A 15743-nucleotide genomic window follows, 5' to 3' on the forward strand; every position below is an offset into this window, starting at 1 on the left:
ATGATCGAATGCCAGCCCGGGCCGCTCAGGTCAACGCGTCATGCCGCCGCCGGCTTCGTCTTCGCCCACGGCCCCATGCGCCAGAGCATGATGAGCCAGATGGCGATGGTCGCCACGCCGAGGATTCCGGCGATGGGCCGGGAGAAGAAGGCGAGGAACGCGCCGTCGGACTTGATCATCGAGGTGATGAAGTTCTGCTCGAACATCTCGCCCAGCACCAGGCCGAGGATGATCGGCGCGACGGGGAAGCCGTTCTCCTCCAGCATGAAGGCGAAGACGCCGAGCGCCAGCATGATGATGATGCCGTAGGTGGAATTGGTCATGGCGTAGGAGCCGACCACGCAGAACATGAGGATCAGCGGCAGCAGGACGTTCTTCGGCACCCGCAGGATCTGCTTGGCCGACTTGATCACCGCCCAGCCGAGCGGCAGCATCAGGAGGTTGGCGAGAATGAAGATCATGAAGACCGCGTAGATGAGCTGCGGATTCTGCAGGAAGACGGTCGGGCCGGGGTTCATGCCCTTCATGTAGAGCACGCCGATGACGATGGCCGTGATGGAATCGCCGGGAATGCCGAAGACGAGGGCCGGAATCCAGGCGGCTGCGATCGCGGAGTTGTTGGCGGCGCCGGCATCGACAATGCCCTCGACATGGCCCGTGCCGAACTTCTCGGGTTCCTTCGAGAAACGCTTGGAGACCGCGTAGGAAATCCAGGCGGCAATGTCGGCGCCGGCACCCGGCAACGCACCGATGACCACGCCGATGCCCGAGCCACGCAGGAAATTGAACCAGTATTTGCGGAGCACGCCGCCGACACCCTTGAAGACGTGACCGACGCGCTGGGTGACCGCCTCGCTGGTGGTCTGCATGCTTGTGACGCCCCGCAGCAGTTCCGAGATCGCGAACATGCCGATCATGGCCGGGATGAAGCTGACACCCTGCATCAGCTCTACCGTGCCGAAGGTGAAGCGCGGGAAGCCCGCGGCCGGATCGATGCCAATGGTGCCGATGCCGAGGCCGAGGAAGAGCGAGGCGAACCCCTTCACCGGGTCATTGGTGGCGAGGAACACCGCGCAGGTGAGGCCAAGGGCGGCGAGCCAGAAATATTCGAAGCTGGAGAAGGCCAGCGCGAACTCGGCGAGGGCGGGGGCGGCCAGAACCAGGATGGCGACGCCGATGAGGCCGCCGAGCGCCGAGGTGACGAGGTTGGTGCCGAGATTGAGGTCGAGTTGCCCCTTCTTGCCCATCAGGTAGCTCTCGTCCGTATAGGCGGCCGAGGCGGGCGTGCCGGGCATGCGCAGCATGGCGGCGGGGATATCGCCGGCGAAGATGGCCATGGCCGTGGCGGTGACGATGGCGCCCAGCGCCGGCACCGGGTCCATGAAGAAGGTGACCGGGATGAGCAGCGCCGTCGCCATGGTGGCGGTGAGGCCCGGCATGGAACCGACGAACATGCCGAACATGCCCGAGGCGATGATGATCAGGATCACGTCCCAGCGGAAGACGAGGGCAAAGGCCTGCAGGAGGATGTCGACGGTCACGGGGCGCTCCTCACAGGAACCAGTCCATCAGGCCGCGCGGCAGCGGCACGCGCATCAGGCTCGCGAAGAACCAGTTGATGCCGAAGGCCGCAACGAGCGCAGTGACGACGGCGACCGGCACGCGGACCTTGAACCAGAGGAAGAGGATGAGAAGGACGACGAGGGTCAGCGGCACGAAGCCGACCGCGTCGAGGATGAAGATATAGGCCAGCGCGGAGCCGAGGACGAGCAGCGCCGAGACGACATTGACCGGATCGCGCGCCCAGGAGGGAATCTCGGCCAGCGGCGCGCCCGCCCGCCAGGAGGCATAGCCCCGAATGACCATCAGGAGACCGCAGAGGATCATCAGCACGGACAGCAGGCGTGGGAACACCGCCGGGCCGTAGTTCTGGCCCGGGAACTCCGGAAAACTCAGCGTCAGGACGATGACGAGGAGGGCGGCGGCGATCATGATCGCCCCGCTCACGAGATCGTTGAAGCGCACGGGAAGGCCCTCGCCGCGGAGAAGGAACGGGGCGGCCCCGAGGAAGGGCCGCCCCGCACGAAAAGATCAGGCCGAGCGGGCGAGACCGGCCGCCTTCATGGCGACGCCCATGGCAGTGTTGCCCTCGTCCATGAACTTGGCGAAGCCGGCGGCATCCGCCCATTTCACGCCGAAGCCGCGGGCCGACATGAAGTCGCGGAATTCCTTGGATTCGTTGATCTTCTTGAGGACCGTCGTGTACCGCTCGGCGATCGGGGCCGGCAGGTTCTTCGGCGCTGCGATGCCGCGCCAGGCGCCGACCGTATAGTCGACGCCGATCGCCTCCTTCAGCGTCGGCACGTTGGCGAACTGCGGATTGCGCGCGGTCGCCATGATGGCGAGCGACTTGGCGCGGCCGGCATCCAGCATGGCCTTGGCCTCGGGCACCGAGCAGGTGACGATGTCGATGCCGCCCGCGGCGAGGTCCTGCATGGCGGGAGCCGCACCGTTGGAGGGCACCCACGGCACGGCGCTGGCCGGCAGGCCCATGGCGCCGAGCCAGCCGACGAGGGCGAGATGCCAGATGCCGCCCTGGCCGGTGCCGGAGGCCTTCAGCTTGCCCGGATTGGCCTTGATGGCGTCGGCGAGCGCCTTGAGTTCCGCATAGGGGCTCGAGGCCGAAACCTGCACGCCGGGCGGATCTTCGTTCATCAGCGCGAGGGGCGTGTAGCTGTCGGGCTTCAGCTGGGTGAGGCCCTGCCAGTGCATCATCGAGATCTCGACGGTGACCATGCCGATCGTGTAGCCGTCCGGCGCGCCGGTCGCGATGGCCGAATGGCCGACGACGCCCGAACCGCCGGTGCGGTTGACCACGTTCACAGGCTGGCCGAACTCCTTCTCCATCAACGCCCCGATGATGCGGGCGGTGGCGTCCGTGCCGCCGCCGGCGCCCCACGGCACGACCAGCGTGATGGGACGGGCCGGGAAGGCCTGGGCGATGGCCGGCGCGGAGAGCTGCGAGGCGAGGCCGACGCCCGCGGCGGTGACCATGAGATGGCGGCGCGTAAGTTCAGTCATGATGATCCTCCCTTAGATCGATTGAGGCCGGTTGATCCGGTCCTTGTCTGTGATCACAGGAAGCTGCACTGGAATGGCAGTCAGTTCAACCGTTTCGATTGCCCGAATTTCGCGCGGCAGGGGAGGCATGACGCGATCACTCGGGGTTCCGCCCATCGTCGCGCCGCCCGCCGCGATGGGCGTCACGACCGTCCGTCAAGGGCCGCGAATACTGCGCGCTGGGCCTCGAAGGCCCGCCGGAAGGCAGGTCGCGCGCTGGCGCGAGCCACATAGGCGGAAAGATTGGGGTAGCCGTCGAGTATCGGCGATCCCTCCAGCCGGCGCAGCACCGAGACCATCATCAGATCGCCGGCGCTGAACGCGTCATCGAGCCAGTCTGCGGTGCCGAGTCGCGACGATAGCGCTGCCAGCCGCTTGTGAATCCGCTCGTCGAGCAGCGGCTGGCGCGCGGCGAACCAGTCCCGGTCACCCTCCGTCAGGATGGCCATCTCGCGCTCTATGATGGGCGGTTCGATGGTGCTGAGCGCGGCGACCGTCCAGCCCACGGCGCGGGCCCGGCCATCGGCGTTATCCGGCAGCAGACCCGCGTGGCGGTCGGCGATATGGAGGACGATCGCACCGGACTCGAAGAGGGCCAGATCGCCCTGCTCGTAGGTCGGAATTTGCCCGAAAGGATGCAGCGCCCGATGCGCCGCCTCCTTCATCGCAGCGAAGCTGAGCAGCCGGACCTGATAGGGCTGACCCACTTCCTCGAGGGCCCATCGCACCGCCATGTCGCGCGCCAGACCGCGGCCGCGGTCCGGCGATTGTTCAAAGGCGGTGATGGTCGCGATCATGGCCTTCCCCCGGCTTGGTCTGCTGCGACGCGCAGGTCAACGCCGAGGGCAGCAACAAGGTCTCCGCCGGGCCGGCCGGCCCCGACTGACGCGCCTACTCCGCCGCCTGCACGTAGCCCAGCCTGGCGTTGAGCTTGTCCATCAGGTCGATGGCGGCATCCGCGATGGGCGTTCCCGGCGGGAAGATGGAGGAGGCGCCGGCGGCGTAGAGCGCGTCGAAGTCCTGCGGCGGAATGACGCCGCCGACCACGATCATGATGTCCTCGCGGCCCTGCTTTTCGAGTTCCGCCCTCAGTTCGGGCACCAGCGTCAGGTGACCGGCGGCGAGCGAGGAGACGCCGACGCAGTGGACGTCGTTCTCGATCGCCTGCTTCGCGGCCTCGGCAGGCGTGGCGAACAGCGGACCGATGTCAACGTCGAAGCCGAGATCGGCAAAGGCGGAGGCAATGACCTTCTGTCCCCGGTCGTGGCCGTCCTGGCCGACCTTGGCGACGAGGATGCGCGGGCGGCGGCCCTCGTTCTCGGCGAAGGCCTCGACCATGTGCTGGACCTTCGAGACGTTCTCGTTCATGGCGCCGACCTCGCGCTTGTAGACGCCGGAAATGGCCTTGATCTCGGCCTTGTGGCGGCCGAACACCTTCTCCATGGCGTCCGACATCTCGCCGACGGTGGCCTTTGCCCGCGCGGCGTTGATGGCGAGCGCCAGAAGGTTGCCGTCGCCGGCGGCGGCGGCGGTCAGCGCGTCAAGCGCGGCCTGCACCTCGGCGGGATTGCGCTCCTCGCGCAGGCGCCGGAGCTTGTCGATCTGCGAGGCGCGGACGGCGGAATTGTCGACCTTGAGGACGTCGATCGGCTTCTCGCCGTCCGGGCGGAACTTGTTGACCCCGATGACCGACTGCACGCCGGAATCGATGCGGGCCTGCGTCTTCGCGGCGGCCTCCTCGATGCGCAGCTTCGGAATGCCGGCGTCAATGGCCTTGGCCATGCCGCCGAGGGCCTCGACCTCCTGGATGTGCTCCCAGGCCTTGGCGGCGAGGTCGGCGGTCAGCCGCTCGACATAGAGCGAGCCGCCCCAGGGGTCGATGATGCGCGTCGTGCCGCTCTCCTGCTGCAGGAAGAGCTGGGTATTGCGGGCGATGCGGGCGGAGAAGTCGGTGGGCAGGGCCAGCGCCTCGTCGAGGGCGTTGGTGTGCAGCGACTGGGTATGCCCTTGGGTCGCCGCCATGGCCTCGATCTGGGTGCGCACGACGTTGTTGAAGACGTCCTGCGCCGTCAGCGACCAGCCGGAGGTCTGGCTATGGGTGCGCAGCGGCAAGGACTTGTCGCTCTTCGGGTCGAACTGCTTGACGAGCTTCGCCCAGAGGAGGCGCGCCGCGCGCAGCTTCGCCACCTCCATGAAGAAGTTCATGCCGATGGCCCAGAAGAAGGACAGGCGCGGCGCAAACTGGTCGACCGTCATGCCGGCGGCGATGCCGGCGCGGATATACTCGACGCCGTCGGCGAGGGTGTAGGCGAGCTCGAGGTCCTGCGTCGCTCCCGCCTCCTGCATGTGATAGCCGGAGATCGAGATGGAATTGTACTTCGGCATCTCCTTCGCCGTGTGCGCGAAGATGTCGGAGATGATCCGCATCGAGGGCTTGGGCGGATAGATGTAGGTGTTGCGGACCATGAACTCCTTGAGGATATCGTTCTGGATGGTCCCGGAGAGCTTGGCCTGCGGCACGCCCTGCTCCTCGGCCGCGGCGATGTAGAGCGCGAGGATCGGCAGGACCGCGCCGTTCATGGTCATCGACACGCTCATCTGGTCGAGCGGGATGCCGGAGAACAGTGTGCGCATGTCGTAGATGGAATCGATGGCGACGCCCGCCATGCCGACGTCGCCGGACACGCGGGGATGATCGCTGTCGTAGCCGCGGTGGGTGGCGAGGTCGAAGGCCACCGACAGGCCCTTCTGGCCGGCGGCGAGGTTGCGCCGGTAGAAGGCGTTTGAATCCTCGGCGGTGGAGAAGCCGGCATATTGCCGGATCGTCCAGGGCTGGTTCACGTACATGGTCGGATAGGGGCCGCGCAGGAACGGCTTGATGCCCGGCCAGGTGTCGAGGAAGTCGATGCCGGCGAGGTCCGCCTCGCTGTGCACCGGGCGCACGGCGATCTCCTCCGGCGTCAACCAGGCCTCGCCGCCGGAGGCGGCGGGCGCGGAGTCGGTGAAATCGACGGTGGTGAAGTCGGGGATGCGGGTCATGGCTGTCTCCTCACGCATCCAGCGCCGCACGTGCGGCCTTCAGGAAGGCCAGTACGTCACCGCCAGCATAGACGAAACCGTCGACGCCCGCAGCCTTGAGGCTGTCCTCGAGATCGCCGGGACGGCCAGCGAGCCAGAGTTGCCGTGCGCCGGCAGCTTTCAGTGATGCCGCGACGTCGATGGCATCAGTGGCATAAAGGTCGTCGGACGAACACAGGCAGGCGATCGCCGTGCCGCTCGCCGTGAAGGCCTCCCGGATCGCGGCGAGATCGGCAAAGCCCTCCGGAATGGGCGCATCGAAGCCGCCGGCCTCAAACAGGTTGCGGGCGAAGCTGGCGCGCGCCGTGAAGGCGGCGACGGGACCGATCACGGCCAGGAACACCTTCGGCCGCGCGCCGGTCCGTGCGGCGATGGCGTCGAGATCGGCGCGCAGGGCCTCGAACGGCTCGGCAAGGCGGATGGGCGACAGCGGATCGACGAAGACGGTGTCGCTCTTCAGCCGCGACAGCGCCGAGCGGATGGCGCCGCCGGCAAAGGCCTTCACCTGCGCCTCGAAGCGCTCGCCCTTGCCGGCAGGGGGCAGATCGACGGGCGCCGCGCCGCGCTGCGTCTCGCGCTTCGGCGGTTGCAGCACCTCAGGCACGGCCTCGTGGACATTGGGAAACTCGGACGTGCCGGTCAGCGGCTCGCGGCGCTTGGCGATGGCGGCGGCCCGCTCGGAGCGGACCGCGGCGACGGCCGCCTGAACCGTGCCGGCCGCAAGCGCGGCGACGATGCCGCCGGCCTTCTCGGCGTCCTGGAACAGCGACCACGCGCGCTGGCAAAGCTCGTCGGTCAGCGCCTCCATACCGCCGGAGCCAGCCGCCGGATCAGTGACGCGATGAAGGTTCGATTCCTCGATGAGGATGAGCTGGGTGTTGCGGGCGACGCGCCGGGCGAAGGCGTCCGGCAGGCCGATGGCGGCCGTCCAGGGTTCGACGACGACATGGTCGGCACCGCCGACACCCGCGGCGAAGACTGCCGTCGTCGTGCGCAGCCAGTTCACCGCCGGATCGACCTTGGTGACCATGCGCCAGGCGGTCTCGGCGTGGAGGTCGAGATGGGTGGGAGCGAGCCCGCACGCCGCTTCGAGCCGTGCCCAGAGCTTGCGGATGGCGCGAACCTTGGCGGTGGAAAGGAACTGGTCGGCATCGACGGACAGCACCACCGAGACGCTGCAGGCGGCGTCGGCGAGCGGCAGGCCCGCCGCCTCCAGCATGCGCCAGTACTGCACCGCCGTGCCGAGCACATAGGCGAGTTCCTGCGCCTCCGAGCCGCCGGCATCGTGGATGACGCGGCCGTCGGCCATGAGTTGCGTGCCACCGAAGCCGCGGCGGCGCAGCGCCAGCACCGCGTCGCTCGCCTTGGCGGCCGCACCGTCCCAGCTCTCTAGCGTGCCACGGCGGGCGAAGGCGCCGATCGGATCGATGCCGAAGGCGATGGCGAGGCTCTTCGGGTCGAGCCCGTCGCGCTCCACCTTCGCCGCGAGCAAGGCGGCGACATGACCGGCCGAGGTGCCGGCGTCGATGCGGACGGGAATGAGGTCGAGCATGACGCCGGCGAGCAGGGCGTCGAGATCGGCGAGGCCGTCGATGACGGTCGCATCGCCCCGGCGGTCGCCGATGGCGCCGCGCGTCACCACGACCAGACCCGAGGCGCCGCCCGAGAGATCCTCGAGCGCCTGCGCATTGGCCGCCTTCGGATCGGGATGGTCGGCGCGCTGGCTGACGCTCCAGGGCTGGCCGGGAGCCCGCCCCGCCAGCGTCGCGGCGTCGGCCTTGCGCGGATAGAGCGGCTGGATGGCGATGCCGTCCGCCGTACGGTTCACCAGCGTCTTGTCGAAGGGCTTGCCCTTCAAGACGGCGTCGACCGCGGCGCGCCACTGCGCCTCGGTAGCGGGCGGAAACTCGGAAGCCAGCGCGGGCAGCGCGGATGAGGGTGTCATGGCTGTCGTCATGCAGCTTCGATGCCACGAAGCGGCGGCGACAGGAAGGCGTCCTTTGGGCGGACGCGCATGCCGGCGCGAGGCAGGCGCTTTACCCTCCCTTAACCATGTTCGCCGCAACACTGTCGGCAAATCGGGGCCCGGACGGTGCTGGCATGAAGGTGGTGATCCTGGCAGGCGGAGGCGGCACGCGCATGTCGTCCGACGGCGACCTCGCGCCGAAGCCGCTTCTCGACATCGGCGGCAGGCCCATTCTCTGGCACATCATGCGGGCCTTCTGCCTGCAGGGCTTCGACGACTTCATCGTCGCGGCCGGCCAGCAGGGCGAGAAGATCAAACGATTCTTCCTCGACGAGATGGACACGGCCGGGGACATCGAGATCGACGCCGGGCGCCGCCACATCGCCCGGTCGGGCGCGGAGGGCGACAACTGGCGGGTTCGCGTGGTCGACACCGGGACGCAGACCGAAACCGGGGGTCGCGTGTCACGGCTCCGGCCGCTTCTGGCGGACGAACCCTTCATCGTGACCTATGGCGACAGCCTGTCGGACGTCGACGTCCATGCAGTCGTCGCCCAGCACCAGCGTCGCGGCCATGTCGTCACCGTCACGGCCGTGCGCCCGCCATCCCGCTTCGGCGGCCTCCGGTTCGACGGCGACAAGGTCGCCGGCTTCATCGAGAAGCCGCAGATCGGCGAAGGCTGGATCAATGGCGGTTTCGCGGTTTTCGATCCCGCCGTCCTCGAACACCCTGCCCTCGCCGGCGACGGCGCCACCCTCAACGGGCTCTACGAGGCTCTGGTGAACGAACGCCGGCTCGGCGCCTACCGCCACGAGGGCTTCTGGCTCGCCGCCGATACGCTGCGCGCCCTCAAGCTGCTCGGCGATCTCTGGGAGGCGGGCACCGCGCCGTGGATGTCGCCCTCTCCGGCCTGCTCCTCCATGCGGATCGCGTCATGAAAGTCGTCGATTGTCCCCGTTCCCGCCTCTACGACGTCGTCGCGGCAGCCTTCCAGGCCGGGGATTGCCGGCCGGCGATGATCGAACTCGGCGTCCACAAGGGTGACAACGCGGCGCGCCTGATGGAGGTGCTGAAACCGCGTCATTCCGTCCTCGTCGACGCGTGGAGCGCGGCGTCGCTTGCGACCTATTCCCATTTCGACAGGCTGCCGCCCTGGACCCTGCCGCTGACCGCCTTCGAGCGTTATTTCGGCGGCAGCCTCTCGGACCAGTCGACGTTCGACCGCACTTACGAAGTCGCCCGCCAGCGCTTCGAGGGACGCCCCGACGTCGAGATCATCCGCGACGACACGGTCTCGGCCTTCGCCCGCATCCGCGACCGGCACGGCGACGGTGCCTTCGACTTCATCTATGTCGACGCCAACCACCAGTACGAATATGTGCTGCGCGACCTGCTCTACTACCAGCACCTGCTGGCGCCCAACGGCGTCATGATGCTGAACGACTGCTGCCACAGCCAGAAGGGCATGAACCAGAATCTCGGCGTGCTGGAGGCGGTCGGCAACTTCATGAAGCGCGCCGATTTCACGCCTGTGGCCCTGACCAGCACCGACATGAGCGACCTCATCGTGGCGCGCCGCGGCTCACAGATCGCCGAGGCGCTGGATCAGGCCCTCGACGGCTCTGATATCCCCTTCGTCGAGGTCATGCCGCAAATGCTGCCCTCGGCCCATATCCGCGTCAGCCCGCAGGGGCGCACGCGCGTCAGCTTCGCCTAGGGACGATCGGACAAGCGCGTGACGCCGGTGCGATCGATGCGCGCGGCGAGTTCGGCGACGCGCGCGCCGTCCACCAGCCAGTCCGGCGCGATCTCTGCGAGCGGCACCAGCACGAAGGCGCGGTCCGTCATGCGCGGATGCGGCAGGGTGAGGTCGGGCGCGTCGAGAACGAGGTCGTCATAGGCGAGAATGTCGATGTCGACCGGGCGCGGACCCCAGCGGGTGCCGGCGGAGCGGTCGCGGCCGAGGCCCGCCTCCACGGCCAGCGCCCGCTTGAGCAGCACGTTCGGCGAAAGCTCAGTTTCCACCCTGAGGCAGAGATTGACGAAGGGCGGCTGGTCGATAACGCCCCAGGGCGGCGTCTGATAGTCGGCGGAGCGGGCGATAAGGCGCACCGCGTCCCCGTCGCAGAAGGCCGCCACGGCACGATCGAGGGTCGCGCGGACATCCCCGACATTGCCGCCGAGGCCGATCAGCGCCTCGGCCATCAGGCCGGCCGCCGCCGCGTCATCGCGACGCCGACATCGTCGAAGATGGCTGCGATCGGAGCATGCGGCTTGTGGATGGTGACTGTCACGGCCTCGACCCGGCCGAAGGCGGCGAGGATGGCGTCGGCCACCGCGCCGGCCGCGGCTTCCAGCAGGTTGAAATTGTGCGCCTTGAAGGTGCTGACCGTGACCTCGGCCACGTCGGCGTAGGAGACGGTGTCCACGAGATGGTCGCTGGCTGCCGCCTTCGAGAGGTCCAGCGCCAGGTCGAGGTCGATGACGAAGCGCTGTCCGACCTCGCTCTCGTGCGAGAGGAGGCCGTGGTGGGCGTGGATCAGCAGGCCCTTGAGGAAGATGCGGTCGCTCATGTGGCCTTCCGGATGGCGCTCACCACCTTCAGCGCCTGCAGCGTCTCCCTGACGTCGTGCGTGCGGATGATGGCCGCCCCCGCCTCCATGGCGAGGACATGGGCGGCGATCGAGCCGCCGAGGCGTTCGGTGACGGGCGAGGGCGAGACAGTATCGATGAAGCGCTTGCGCGAGGCCCCGACCAGCATGGGAAGGCCGAGCGCCTTCAGCCGGTCCAGCTTCGCCAGGGTCTCGATGCTCTGCTCCGGGGTCTTGCCGAAGCCGATGCCGGGATCGACGACGATCCGGTCGCGGGGGATGCCGGCGCTCTCGGCGACGCCGATGGAGCGCCGCAGGAAGGCGACGACGTCGGTCATGATGTCGAGCGCGGGGTCGGACGTCTCGCGGTTGTGCATGAGAATAACCGGCACGCCGCGATCGGCCACCAGCGGCGCCATGGCCGCGTCGCGCTGAAGCCCCCAGACGTCGTTGACGATGGCCGCACCCCGGTCGAGCGCCCAGCGCGCCACGTCGGACTTGATGGTGTCGATGGAGACCGGCAGGCCGAGCCTCACCACTTCAGGCAGGACGGGCGCGAGACGGGCAATCTCCTCGTCGCGGCTGACCGGCTGGGGGCCGCCATAGGGACGTGTCGATTCCGCGCCGATGTCGATGATGTCGGCGCCCTCCTCCGCCATGCGCTCGGCATGGCGGATGGCGACGAGCGGATCAAAGAAGCGCCCGCCGTCGGAGAAGGAATCCGGCGTGATGTTGAGAATGCCCATCACCGCCGGCCGGCCGGCCTTGAGGATGCGCGCGAGCGGCCCGCTGATCGGGGCTGGGGATGTGGGCTGAGTGGGCGCCATGGCTTGCCTTGGACGCCAGGCAGCCCCGCCTGTCAACAGCGGGGCGCCAATGCGGAATGTGGCGTCAGACGAACTGCGACAGGCCCGGCGTGCCTGCGACGATCTGGCCCATGACGTCCTCGCCCGCGTGTTCGCGGCCAAAGGCCATGAGTTCCTTGCCGACCGTCGAGATCTGGCCCATGTCGAGGCCCGCACCCATCAGGTTGGCGCCGAGGCCCATGATGCCGCCGCCCATCAGGCCGCCGACCATACCCATCAGGCCGCCACCGCCGCCCTCTCCGCTCTGGGTGATGAGGCCCTCGGCCCCGGGCAGCGCCGCCAGCATCTGCTGCACCTGCTCCTGCGGGCCTTCCTTCTGGAGGAAGCCGAGGATCATGCCGACAGCCTTGGCTGCGAGCCCTTCGTCGATACCGGCGGCGGCCGCGACGCGGTTGATGAGCTCCTGAATCATGATGGTCTCCCGACTTCGACGGCGCGGGCTGACATGCCCCCGTCGGTTGCGCCGCACTATGGCCAAGCGACGCACGGCGGGCAAGCGACGTTCCGTCACGCGCCATGGTGTGCTTAGCTTGCGGGCAAGACCACGACAGGAGACGCCCCCATGACCATCGCGACCCCCGTTCCCGCCTCGACCGCCCCGGCCTTCGACCGCTCCAGCGTCGACGCCGTCATCCAGCTCTATTTCGACGGCCTGCACGAGGGCGACGTTGCCAAGCTCGGCGCGGCCTTCCATCCGACCGCCGACCTGCGCTGGCAGGACAAGGGCGAATTGCAGGTGCTGACCTATCAGGACTGGCTCGACCGCGTCGCCAAGCGCCCCTCGGCGAAATCCCAGGGCCATTCGCGCCACGACTTCATCGTCACGGTGGATCGCTCGGACGAGTCGACCGCCTTCGTGAAGGTCAATTGCGCACTGCCACCGCGCTTCTTCACGGACTATCTGGTGCTGCTGAAGCTCACCGACGGCTGGCGGATTGTGTCAAAGGCCTATCGGTACGAGGTGAGAGAGTGAGGCTTCGAAGCCGATGAACTACTGGGTCTATGAGAATCGGGTTCTCGATAAGACACGTATTCATCTCGGCTCGTGTCCCTACTGCCAAGATGGGAGGGGAATTCACGGCGGTGGTGATCGGGCGTCGGGCAGTTGGACCGGCCCTCTCCCAACCATGGAGGTGGCTCAACAGGCGGCCGCCCGTTCTGCCCGACGCGACAACCGAAATTGCCTCCAGTGCCTTCCTCGGATGGCGCCAAATCTACCCCCAGGACAAACTGAAAACAGCGGCCGCGCCCGAGAAACTCGGCTCGCGTCAGCCAATCAACCACCCTTGGAAGAACACACCTGTCTCATTGGATTGAGATGGACAACTGCAGGGCATTTAACTCTAGACAATAGAGGAAAAATTGTTGCTCCAACGCTTGAGGAGAAGCCTGGACTATACTCCATCCGAATGATCAATTCCGACGGCATAGAACATCGATACATTGGAGAAAGCGATAGCTTGCGCAGGCGGTTTGGCAACTACCGCAATCCGGGGCCGACACAGTCAACGAGCATCCGGATCAACGCGCAGATTACCAACCTGCTGCGCGCGGGAGGGACTGCCGTGGTGGCAACCGCCACAGATTTGTGGATCGGTCATGAGTTGGCCGTCTTGGACGTCGATCTGAGGGAAAAGAGCATCCGGCGCCTCTTTGAGAACCTCGCGATCTCACTCGATGCTTCTCGGGGCGTCCGATCACTCAATCTATAATCGTTTCGAGCAAGCCTCAAAAGACGAGCTACACTCAAGCGACCCCGAGTGCCTGTACAAGGCAACCGAGCAATGCTGAATGGTCCGCTCGGCGGTTCAGCACATGGTCGGCTGCGACGCGCAGGCGACACGGGCCCGGGCGAGGTTCTCGCGCAGCTTCTCGAGGCCCACGGCACCGACGACGACCTCGTCGCCGACCACATAGGTCGGTGTGCCGTTGATGCGCAGCAGTTCGGCGAGGCGCATGTTCTCGGCCAGCGTGTCGCGCACCTGCGGCGACTGCATGTCACGCTGCAGGCGCGTCATGTCGGCCCCGACCTCGCGGGCGACCTCCAGGGCGCGGACGCCGTTGGCCTGGCCGCGGCCGCCGAGCAGCTTCTGGTGGAACTCGAGATATTTCGGCGCGTTGACCTGCATCTTGAGAGCCACGGCCACCTGGGCGGCCTCCATCGAGCCCTGGCCGAGGACGGGGAAGTCCTTCAGGACGACGCGCAGGCGCGTGTCCGAGCGCAGCAGTTCCATGGTCTCGGGCAGCGCCCTTTTGCAGAAGCCGCAATTGTAGTCGAAGAACTCGACCAGGGTGATGTCGCCCTGCGGATTGCCGAGCACGACCTGGTTCGGCGACCGGTAGAGCGCCTCGCGATTGGCGGAGAAGGCCGATGCGCGGGCGCGATCCTCGGCCTGCGCCTGGCGCTTCTCAAGCTCGACCAGCGCCTCCTGCAGCACTTCCGGGTTCTTCAGCAGATAGTCGCGGATCATGCCCTCGATACGGGCGCGCTCCTCGGCCGTCGGCGGGGCGGCCGCCGTCTGGGCAGCGAGCGGAGCTGTCACCGCGAGAAGGGCCGCGAAGGCCGGCGCGATCAGGCGCTTGAACATGGAAACGGTCCTCAGTTGCGCCGGGGGCGCTGATTGTAGATGTCCTCGGCGATCAGCCAACCGGGCGAGCCGGTGGGGAGAGACCCCTGCGCGCGGCGGGCAAGGCCCCGCGCGGTCTGGAGATCGCCGGAATGATACGCTGCCTGGGCGGAGGCGAGATCGGCCTGGCCGCGGTCGTTCTTGCGGCCATAGGCGATCGCGAGCTGGCGGTAGCCGTCGCCGGCCTCCGGCTCGCGCTGGAGGGCGAGGCGCAGTTCGCGGATGGCTTCGTCGAGCACGCTGTTGTTGCCGGAGGCGACGAGGGCGTGGCCGAGCATGATGCGGATCAGGCCGGCATTGGGCGCCAGCGACACGGCGCGGCGCAGCGGCCCCATGGCAGCGGCCGGCTGGCCGGTCTCCAGCAGGATCTGCCCCTTGATCTCGTGGAAATAGGGATTGTTCGGCTGCGACCGGATCAGGTCGTCCGCCATGGCGGCGGCGCGGTTGCGGTCGCCGAAGCGGAACATCTGGATGGTGCGCGCATAGCGGGCCGGCAGCGAGGTGTCCGACGGCGGATAGCGTCGCATGATGGCGTCGGCGCGGTCGAGGAAGCCGGCGAGCTTGGCCCGCGCCATCTGGTGGCGGGCGTCGAGCGCCGGCGGATCGGTCTTGGCGTAGTGCGGGCTCGCGCGCGCCAGCGGCTCGATGATGGCGATGCGATCGGCCGGCATGGGGTGGCTGACCGCATAGGGGTCGACATGGCGGGCGATGAACATCGTCTCGTTGTGGAGACGGCGGAAGGTCTCGACCATACCCCTGGCCGACTGGCCCGTGGCGTTGAGGTAGGTGATGGCAGCGCGGTCGGCCGCGGCCTCCTCGCCGCGCTGGTAGGACAGAAGCGAGCGCATGCCCATGTGGGCGCCGGCGGTCAGCACGCCGGGAGCGGCCTCGCCGGTGCCGGAGCGCCCGCCGGTCGCAGCACCCGCCGCCGCGCCGGCCACGCCGACGATCATGCCGATGGCGGCGATGATCTGGGCGCGCTCCACCGCCTCGCGCAGGCGGGCGAGGTGGCCGCCGGCGATGTGGCCGGTCTCGTGCGCCATGACGCCGATGAGTTCGTTGGGCGTGCGCGAATCGAGGATGGCGCCGGCATTGATGAAAATGCGCCGGCCATTGGCGACGAAGGCGTTGAAGCCGCGGTTGTTGACGATGATGACGTTGGTCTGGCTGCCGCCGACGCCGGCGGCGCGGAACAGCGGCCGGGCATAGTCGCGCAGCAGGTTCTCGATCTCGGTGTCGCGGATGATCGGCAGACCGCCGGGCATCTGGGCGCGCGCGGCGGGCGTCAGGGCGATCAGGCCGGCAATCGCGGCCGCCGCGGCACGGATCGGAAATCGGGACGACGTCATCGCTGGCGAACCTAAGGAGCCCTCTGACCAGGGTCAACGCGCCGCCGGTCACATCGCGGAGAACGGTGACCCGTCCCGCCCGCTGTGATAGGCGCTGCGATGCTCTCTTGGCTGGTCAAGGGGGCGAAACGATGACGCCGCAGCAG

General features: G+C 67.9%; 15 protein-coding genes. 3 read left to right on the forward strand and 12 right to left on the reverse strand.

Annotated elements, in window-relative coordinates; translation table 11 throughout:
* Positions 1–38: 38 nt before the first annotated feature.
* The 6 genes from ACJ4V0_RS04475 to ACJ4V0_RS04500 all read right to left on the reverse strand — a co-directional run bounded on the left by ACJ4V0_RS04475 (position 39) and on the right by ACJ4V0_RS04500 (position 8143).
* Positions 39–1541, reverse strand: coding sequence for a tripartite tricarboxylate transporter permease (locus tag ACJ4V0_RS04475; RefSeq protein WP_448298354.1), 1503 nt, complete (start codon positions 1539–1541; stop codon positions 39–41).
* Between the two features lie 10 nt (positions 1542–1551).
* Positions 1552–2025 carry a tripartite tricarboxylate transporter TctB family protein gene (locus ACJ4V0_RS04480; RefSeq protein WP_448298355.1) on the reverse strand — a complete coding sequence of 158 codons (474 nt, stop codon included), beginning with the start codon at positions 2023–2025 and terminating at the stop codon, positions 1552–1554.
* Positions 2026–2091: 66 nt separating this feature from the next.
* The gene (locus ACJ4V0_RS04485; RefSeq protein WP_448298356.1) at positions 2092–3081 is read right to left on the reverse strand and encodes a Bug family tripartite tricarboxylate transporter substrate binding protein; all 990 of its coding nucleotides are present in this window, start codon (positions 3079–3081) and stop codon (positions 2092–2094) included.
* 182 nt (positions 3082–3263) lie between these two features.
* Positions 3264–3917 (reverse strand): glutathione S-transferase family protein, encoded by a 654-nt coding sequence (locus ACJ4V0_RS04490; protein ID WP_448298357.1) that lies wholly within the window; start codon positions 3915–3917, stop codon positions 3264–3266.
* A gap of 94 nt (positions 3918–4011) precedes the next feature.
* On the reverse strand, positions 4012–6159 hold the full coding sequence (gene scpA, locus ACJ4V0_RS04495; protein ID WP_448298358.1) for a methylmalonyl-CoA mutase: 2148 nt from the start codon (positions 6157–6159) through the stop codon (positions 4012–4014).
* 10 nt (positions 6160–6169) lie between these two features.
* On the reverse strand, positions 6170–8143 hold the full coding sequence (locus ACJ4V0_RS04500; protein WP_448298359.1) for a methylmalonyl-CoA mutase family protein: 1974 nt from the start codon (positions 8141–8143) through the stop codon (positions 6170–6172).
* 155 nt (positions 8144–8298) lie between these two features.
* On the opposite strand from ACJ4V0_RS04500, the gene ACJ4V0_RS04505 reads away from it, so the two are divergent.
* Together ACJ4V0_RS04505 and ACJ4V0_RS04510 are read left to right on the forward strand one after the other, a co-directional pair.
* Positions 8299–9102, forward strand: a complete 804-nt coding sequence (locus ACJ4V0_RS04505; RefSeq protein ID WP_448298360.1) for a sugar phosphate nucleotidyltransferase — start codon at positions 8299–8301, stop codon at positions 9100–9102.
* On the forward strand, positions 9099–9881 hold the full coding sequence (locus tag ACJ4V0_RS04510) for a class I SAM-dependent methyltransferase (protein ID WP_448298361.1): 783 nt from the start codon (positions 9099–9101) through the stop codon (positions 9879–9881). The genes ACJ4V0_RS04505 and ACJ4V0_RS04510 overlap by 4 nt, the downstream gene beginning before the upstream one ends.
* Here ACJ4V0_RS04510 and folK read toward each other — a convergent pair.
* The 4 genes from folK to ACJ4V0_RS04530 form a co-directional block, all read right to left on the reverse strand.
* On the reverse strand, positions 9878–10369 hold the full coding sequence (folK, locus tag ACJ4V0_RS04515) for a 2-amino-4-hydroxy-6-hydroxymethyldihydropteridine diphosphokinase (protein ID WP_448298362.1): 492 nt from the start codon (positions 10367–10369) through the stop codon (positions 9878–9880). The two genes, ACJ4V0_RS04510 and folK, sit on opposite strands and share 4 nt — an antisense overlap.
* Positions 10369–10737, reverse strand: a complete 369-nt coding sequence (folB, locus tag ACJ4V0_RS04520) for a dihydroneopterin aldolase (protein WP_448298363.1) — start codon at positions 10735–10737, stop codon at positions 10369–10371. Before folB ends, folK begins: the two co-directional genes overlap by 1 nt.
* The gene (gene folP / locus ACJ4V0_RS04525; RefSeq protein WP_448298364.1) at positions 10734–11582 is read right to left on the reverse strand and encodes a dihydropteroate synthase; all 849 of its coding nucleotides are present in this window, start codon (positions 11580–11582) and stop codon (positions 10734–10736) included. Before folP ends, folB begins: the two co-directional genes overlap by 4 nt.
* Positions 11583–11646: 64 nt before the next feature.
* The gene (locus tag ACJ4V0_RS04530) at positions 11647–12030 is read right to left on the reverse strand and encodes a DUF2267 domain-containing protein (protein ID WP_448298471.1); all 384 of its coding nucleotides are present in this window, start codon (positions 12028–12030) and stop codon (positions 11647–11649) included.
* A gap of 153 nt (positions 12031–12183) precedes the next feature.
* Here ACJ4V0_RS04530 and ACJ4V0_RS04535 point away from each other — a divergent pair, with 153 nt between their 5' ends.
* Positions 12184–12594 carry a nuclear transport factor 2 family protein gene (locus tag ACJ4V0_RS04535; RefSeq protein ID WP_448298365.1) on the forward strand — a complete coding sequence of 137 codons (411 nt, stop codon included), beginning with the start codon at positions 12184–12186 and terminating at the stop codon, positions 12592–12594.
* An 835-nt stretch (positions 12595–13429) separates the two neighbouring features.
* Here ACJ4V0_RS04535 and ACJ4V0_RS04540 read toward each other — a convergent pair.
* On the reverse strand, positions 13430–14209 hold the full coding sequence (locus tag ACJ4V0_RS04540; protein WP_448298366.1) for a DsbA family protein: 780 nt from the start codon (positions 14207–14209) through the stop codon (positions 13430–13432).
* Positions 14210–14220: 11 nt separating this feature from the next.
* Positions 14221–15597, reverse strand: a complete 1377-nt coding sequence (locus tag ACJ4V0_RS04545; RefSeq protein ID WP_448298367.1) for a M48 family metalloprotease — start codon at positions 15595–15597, stop codon at positions 14221–14223.
* Between the last annotated feature and the right edge of the window lie 146 nt (positions 15598–15743).

The organism is Phreatobacter aquiterrae (assembly GCF_053471285.1).

Bases quoted from the DNA above. Each gene is read 5' to 3' on its own strand.
- ACJ4V0_RS04485 (WP_448298356.1), bottom strand. From the start codon at position 3,081: ATGACTGAACTTACGCGCCGCCATCTCATGGTCACCGCCGCGGGCGTC.
- ACJ4V0_RS04490 (WP_448298357.1), bottom strand. From the start codon at position 3,917: ATGATCGCGACCATCACCGCCTTTGAACAATCGCCGGACCGCGGCCGC.
- scpA (WP_448298358.1), bottom strand. From the start codon at position 6,159: ATGACCCGCATCCCCGACTTCACCACCGTCGATTTCACCGACTCCGCG.
- ACJ4V0_RS04500 (WP_448298359.1), bottom strand. From the start codon at position 8,143: ATGACACCCTCATCCGCGCTGCCCGCGCTGGCTTCCGAGTTTCCGCCC.
- ACJ4V0_RS04505 (WP_448298360.1), top strand. From the start codon at position 8,299: ATGAAGGTGGTGATCCTGGCAGGCGGAGGCGGCACGCGCATGTCGTCC.
- ACJ4V0_RS04510 (WP_448298361.1), top strand. From the start codon at position 9,099: ATGAAAGTCGTCGATTGTCCCCGTTCCCGCCTCTACGACGTCGTCGCG.
- folK (WP_448298362.1), bottom strand. From the start codon at position 10,369: ATGGCCGAGGCGCTGATCGGCCTCGGCGGCAATGTCGGGGATGTCCGC.
- folB (WP_448298363.1), bottom strand. From the start codon at position 10,737: ATGAGCGACCGCATCTTCCTCAAGGGCCTGCTGATCCACGCCCACCAC.
- folP (WP_448298364.1), bottom strand. From the start codon at position 11,582: ATGGCGCCCACTCAGCCCACATCCCCAGCCCCGATCAGCGGGCCGCTC.
- ACJ4V0_RS04535 (WP_448298365.1), top strand. From the start codon at position 12,184: ATGACCATCGCGACCCCCGTTCCCGCCTCGACCGCCCCGGCCTTCGAC.
- ACJ4V0_RS04540 (WP_448298366.1), bottom strand. From the start codon at position 14,209: ATGTTCAAGCGCCTGATCGCGCCGGCCTTCGCGGCCCTTCTCGCGGTG.
- ACJ4V0_RS04545 (WP_448298367.1), bottom strand. From the start codon at position 15,597: ATGACGTCGTCCCGATTTCCGATCCGTGCCGCGGCGGCCGCGATTGCC.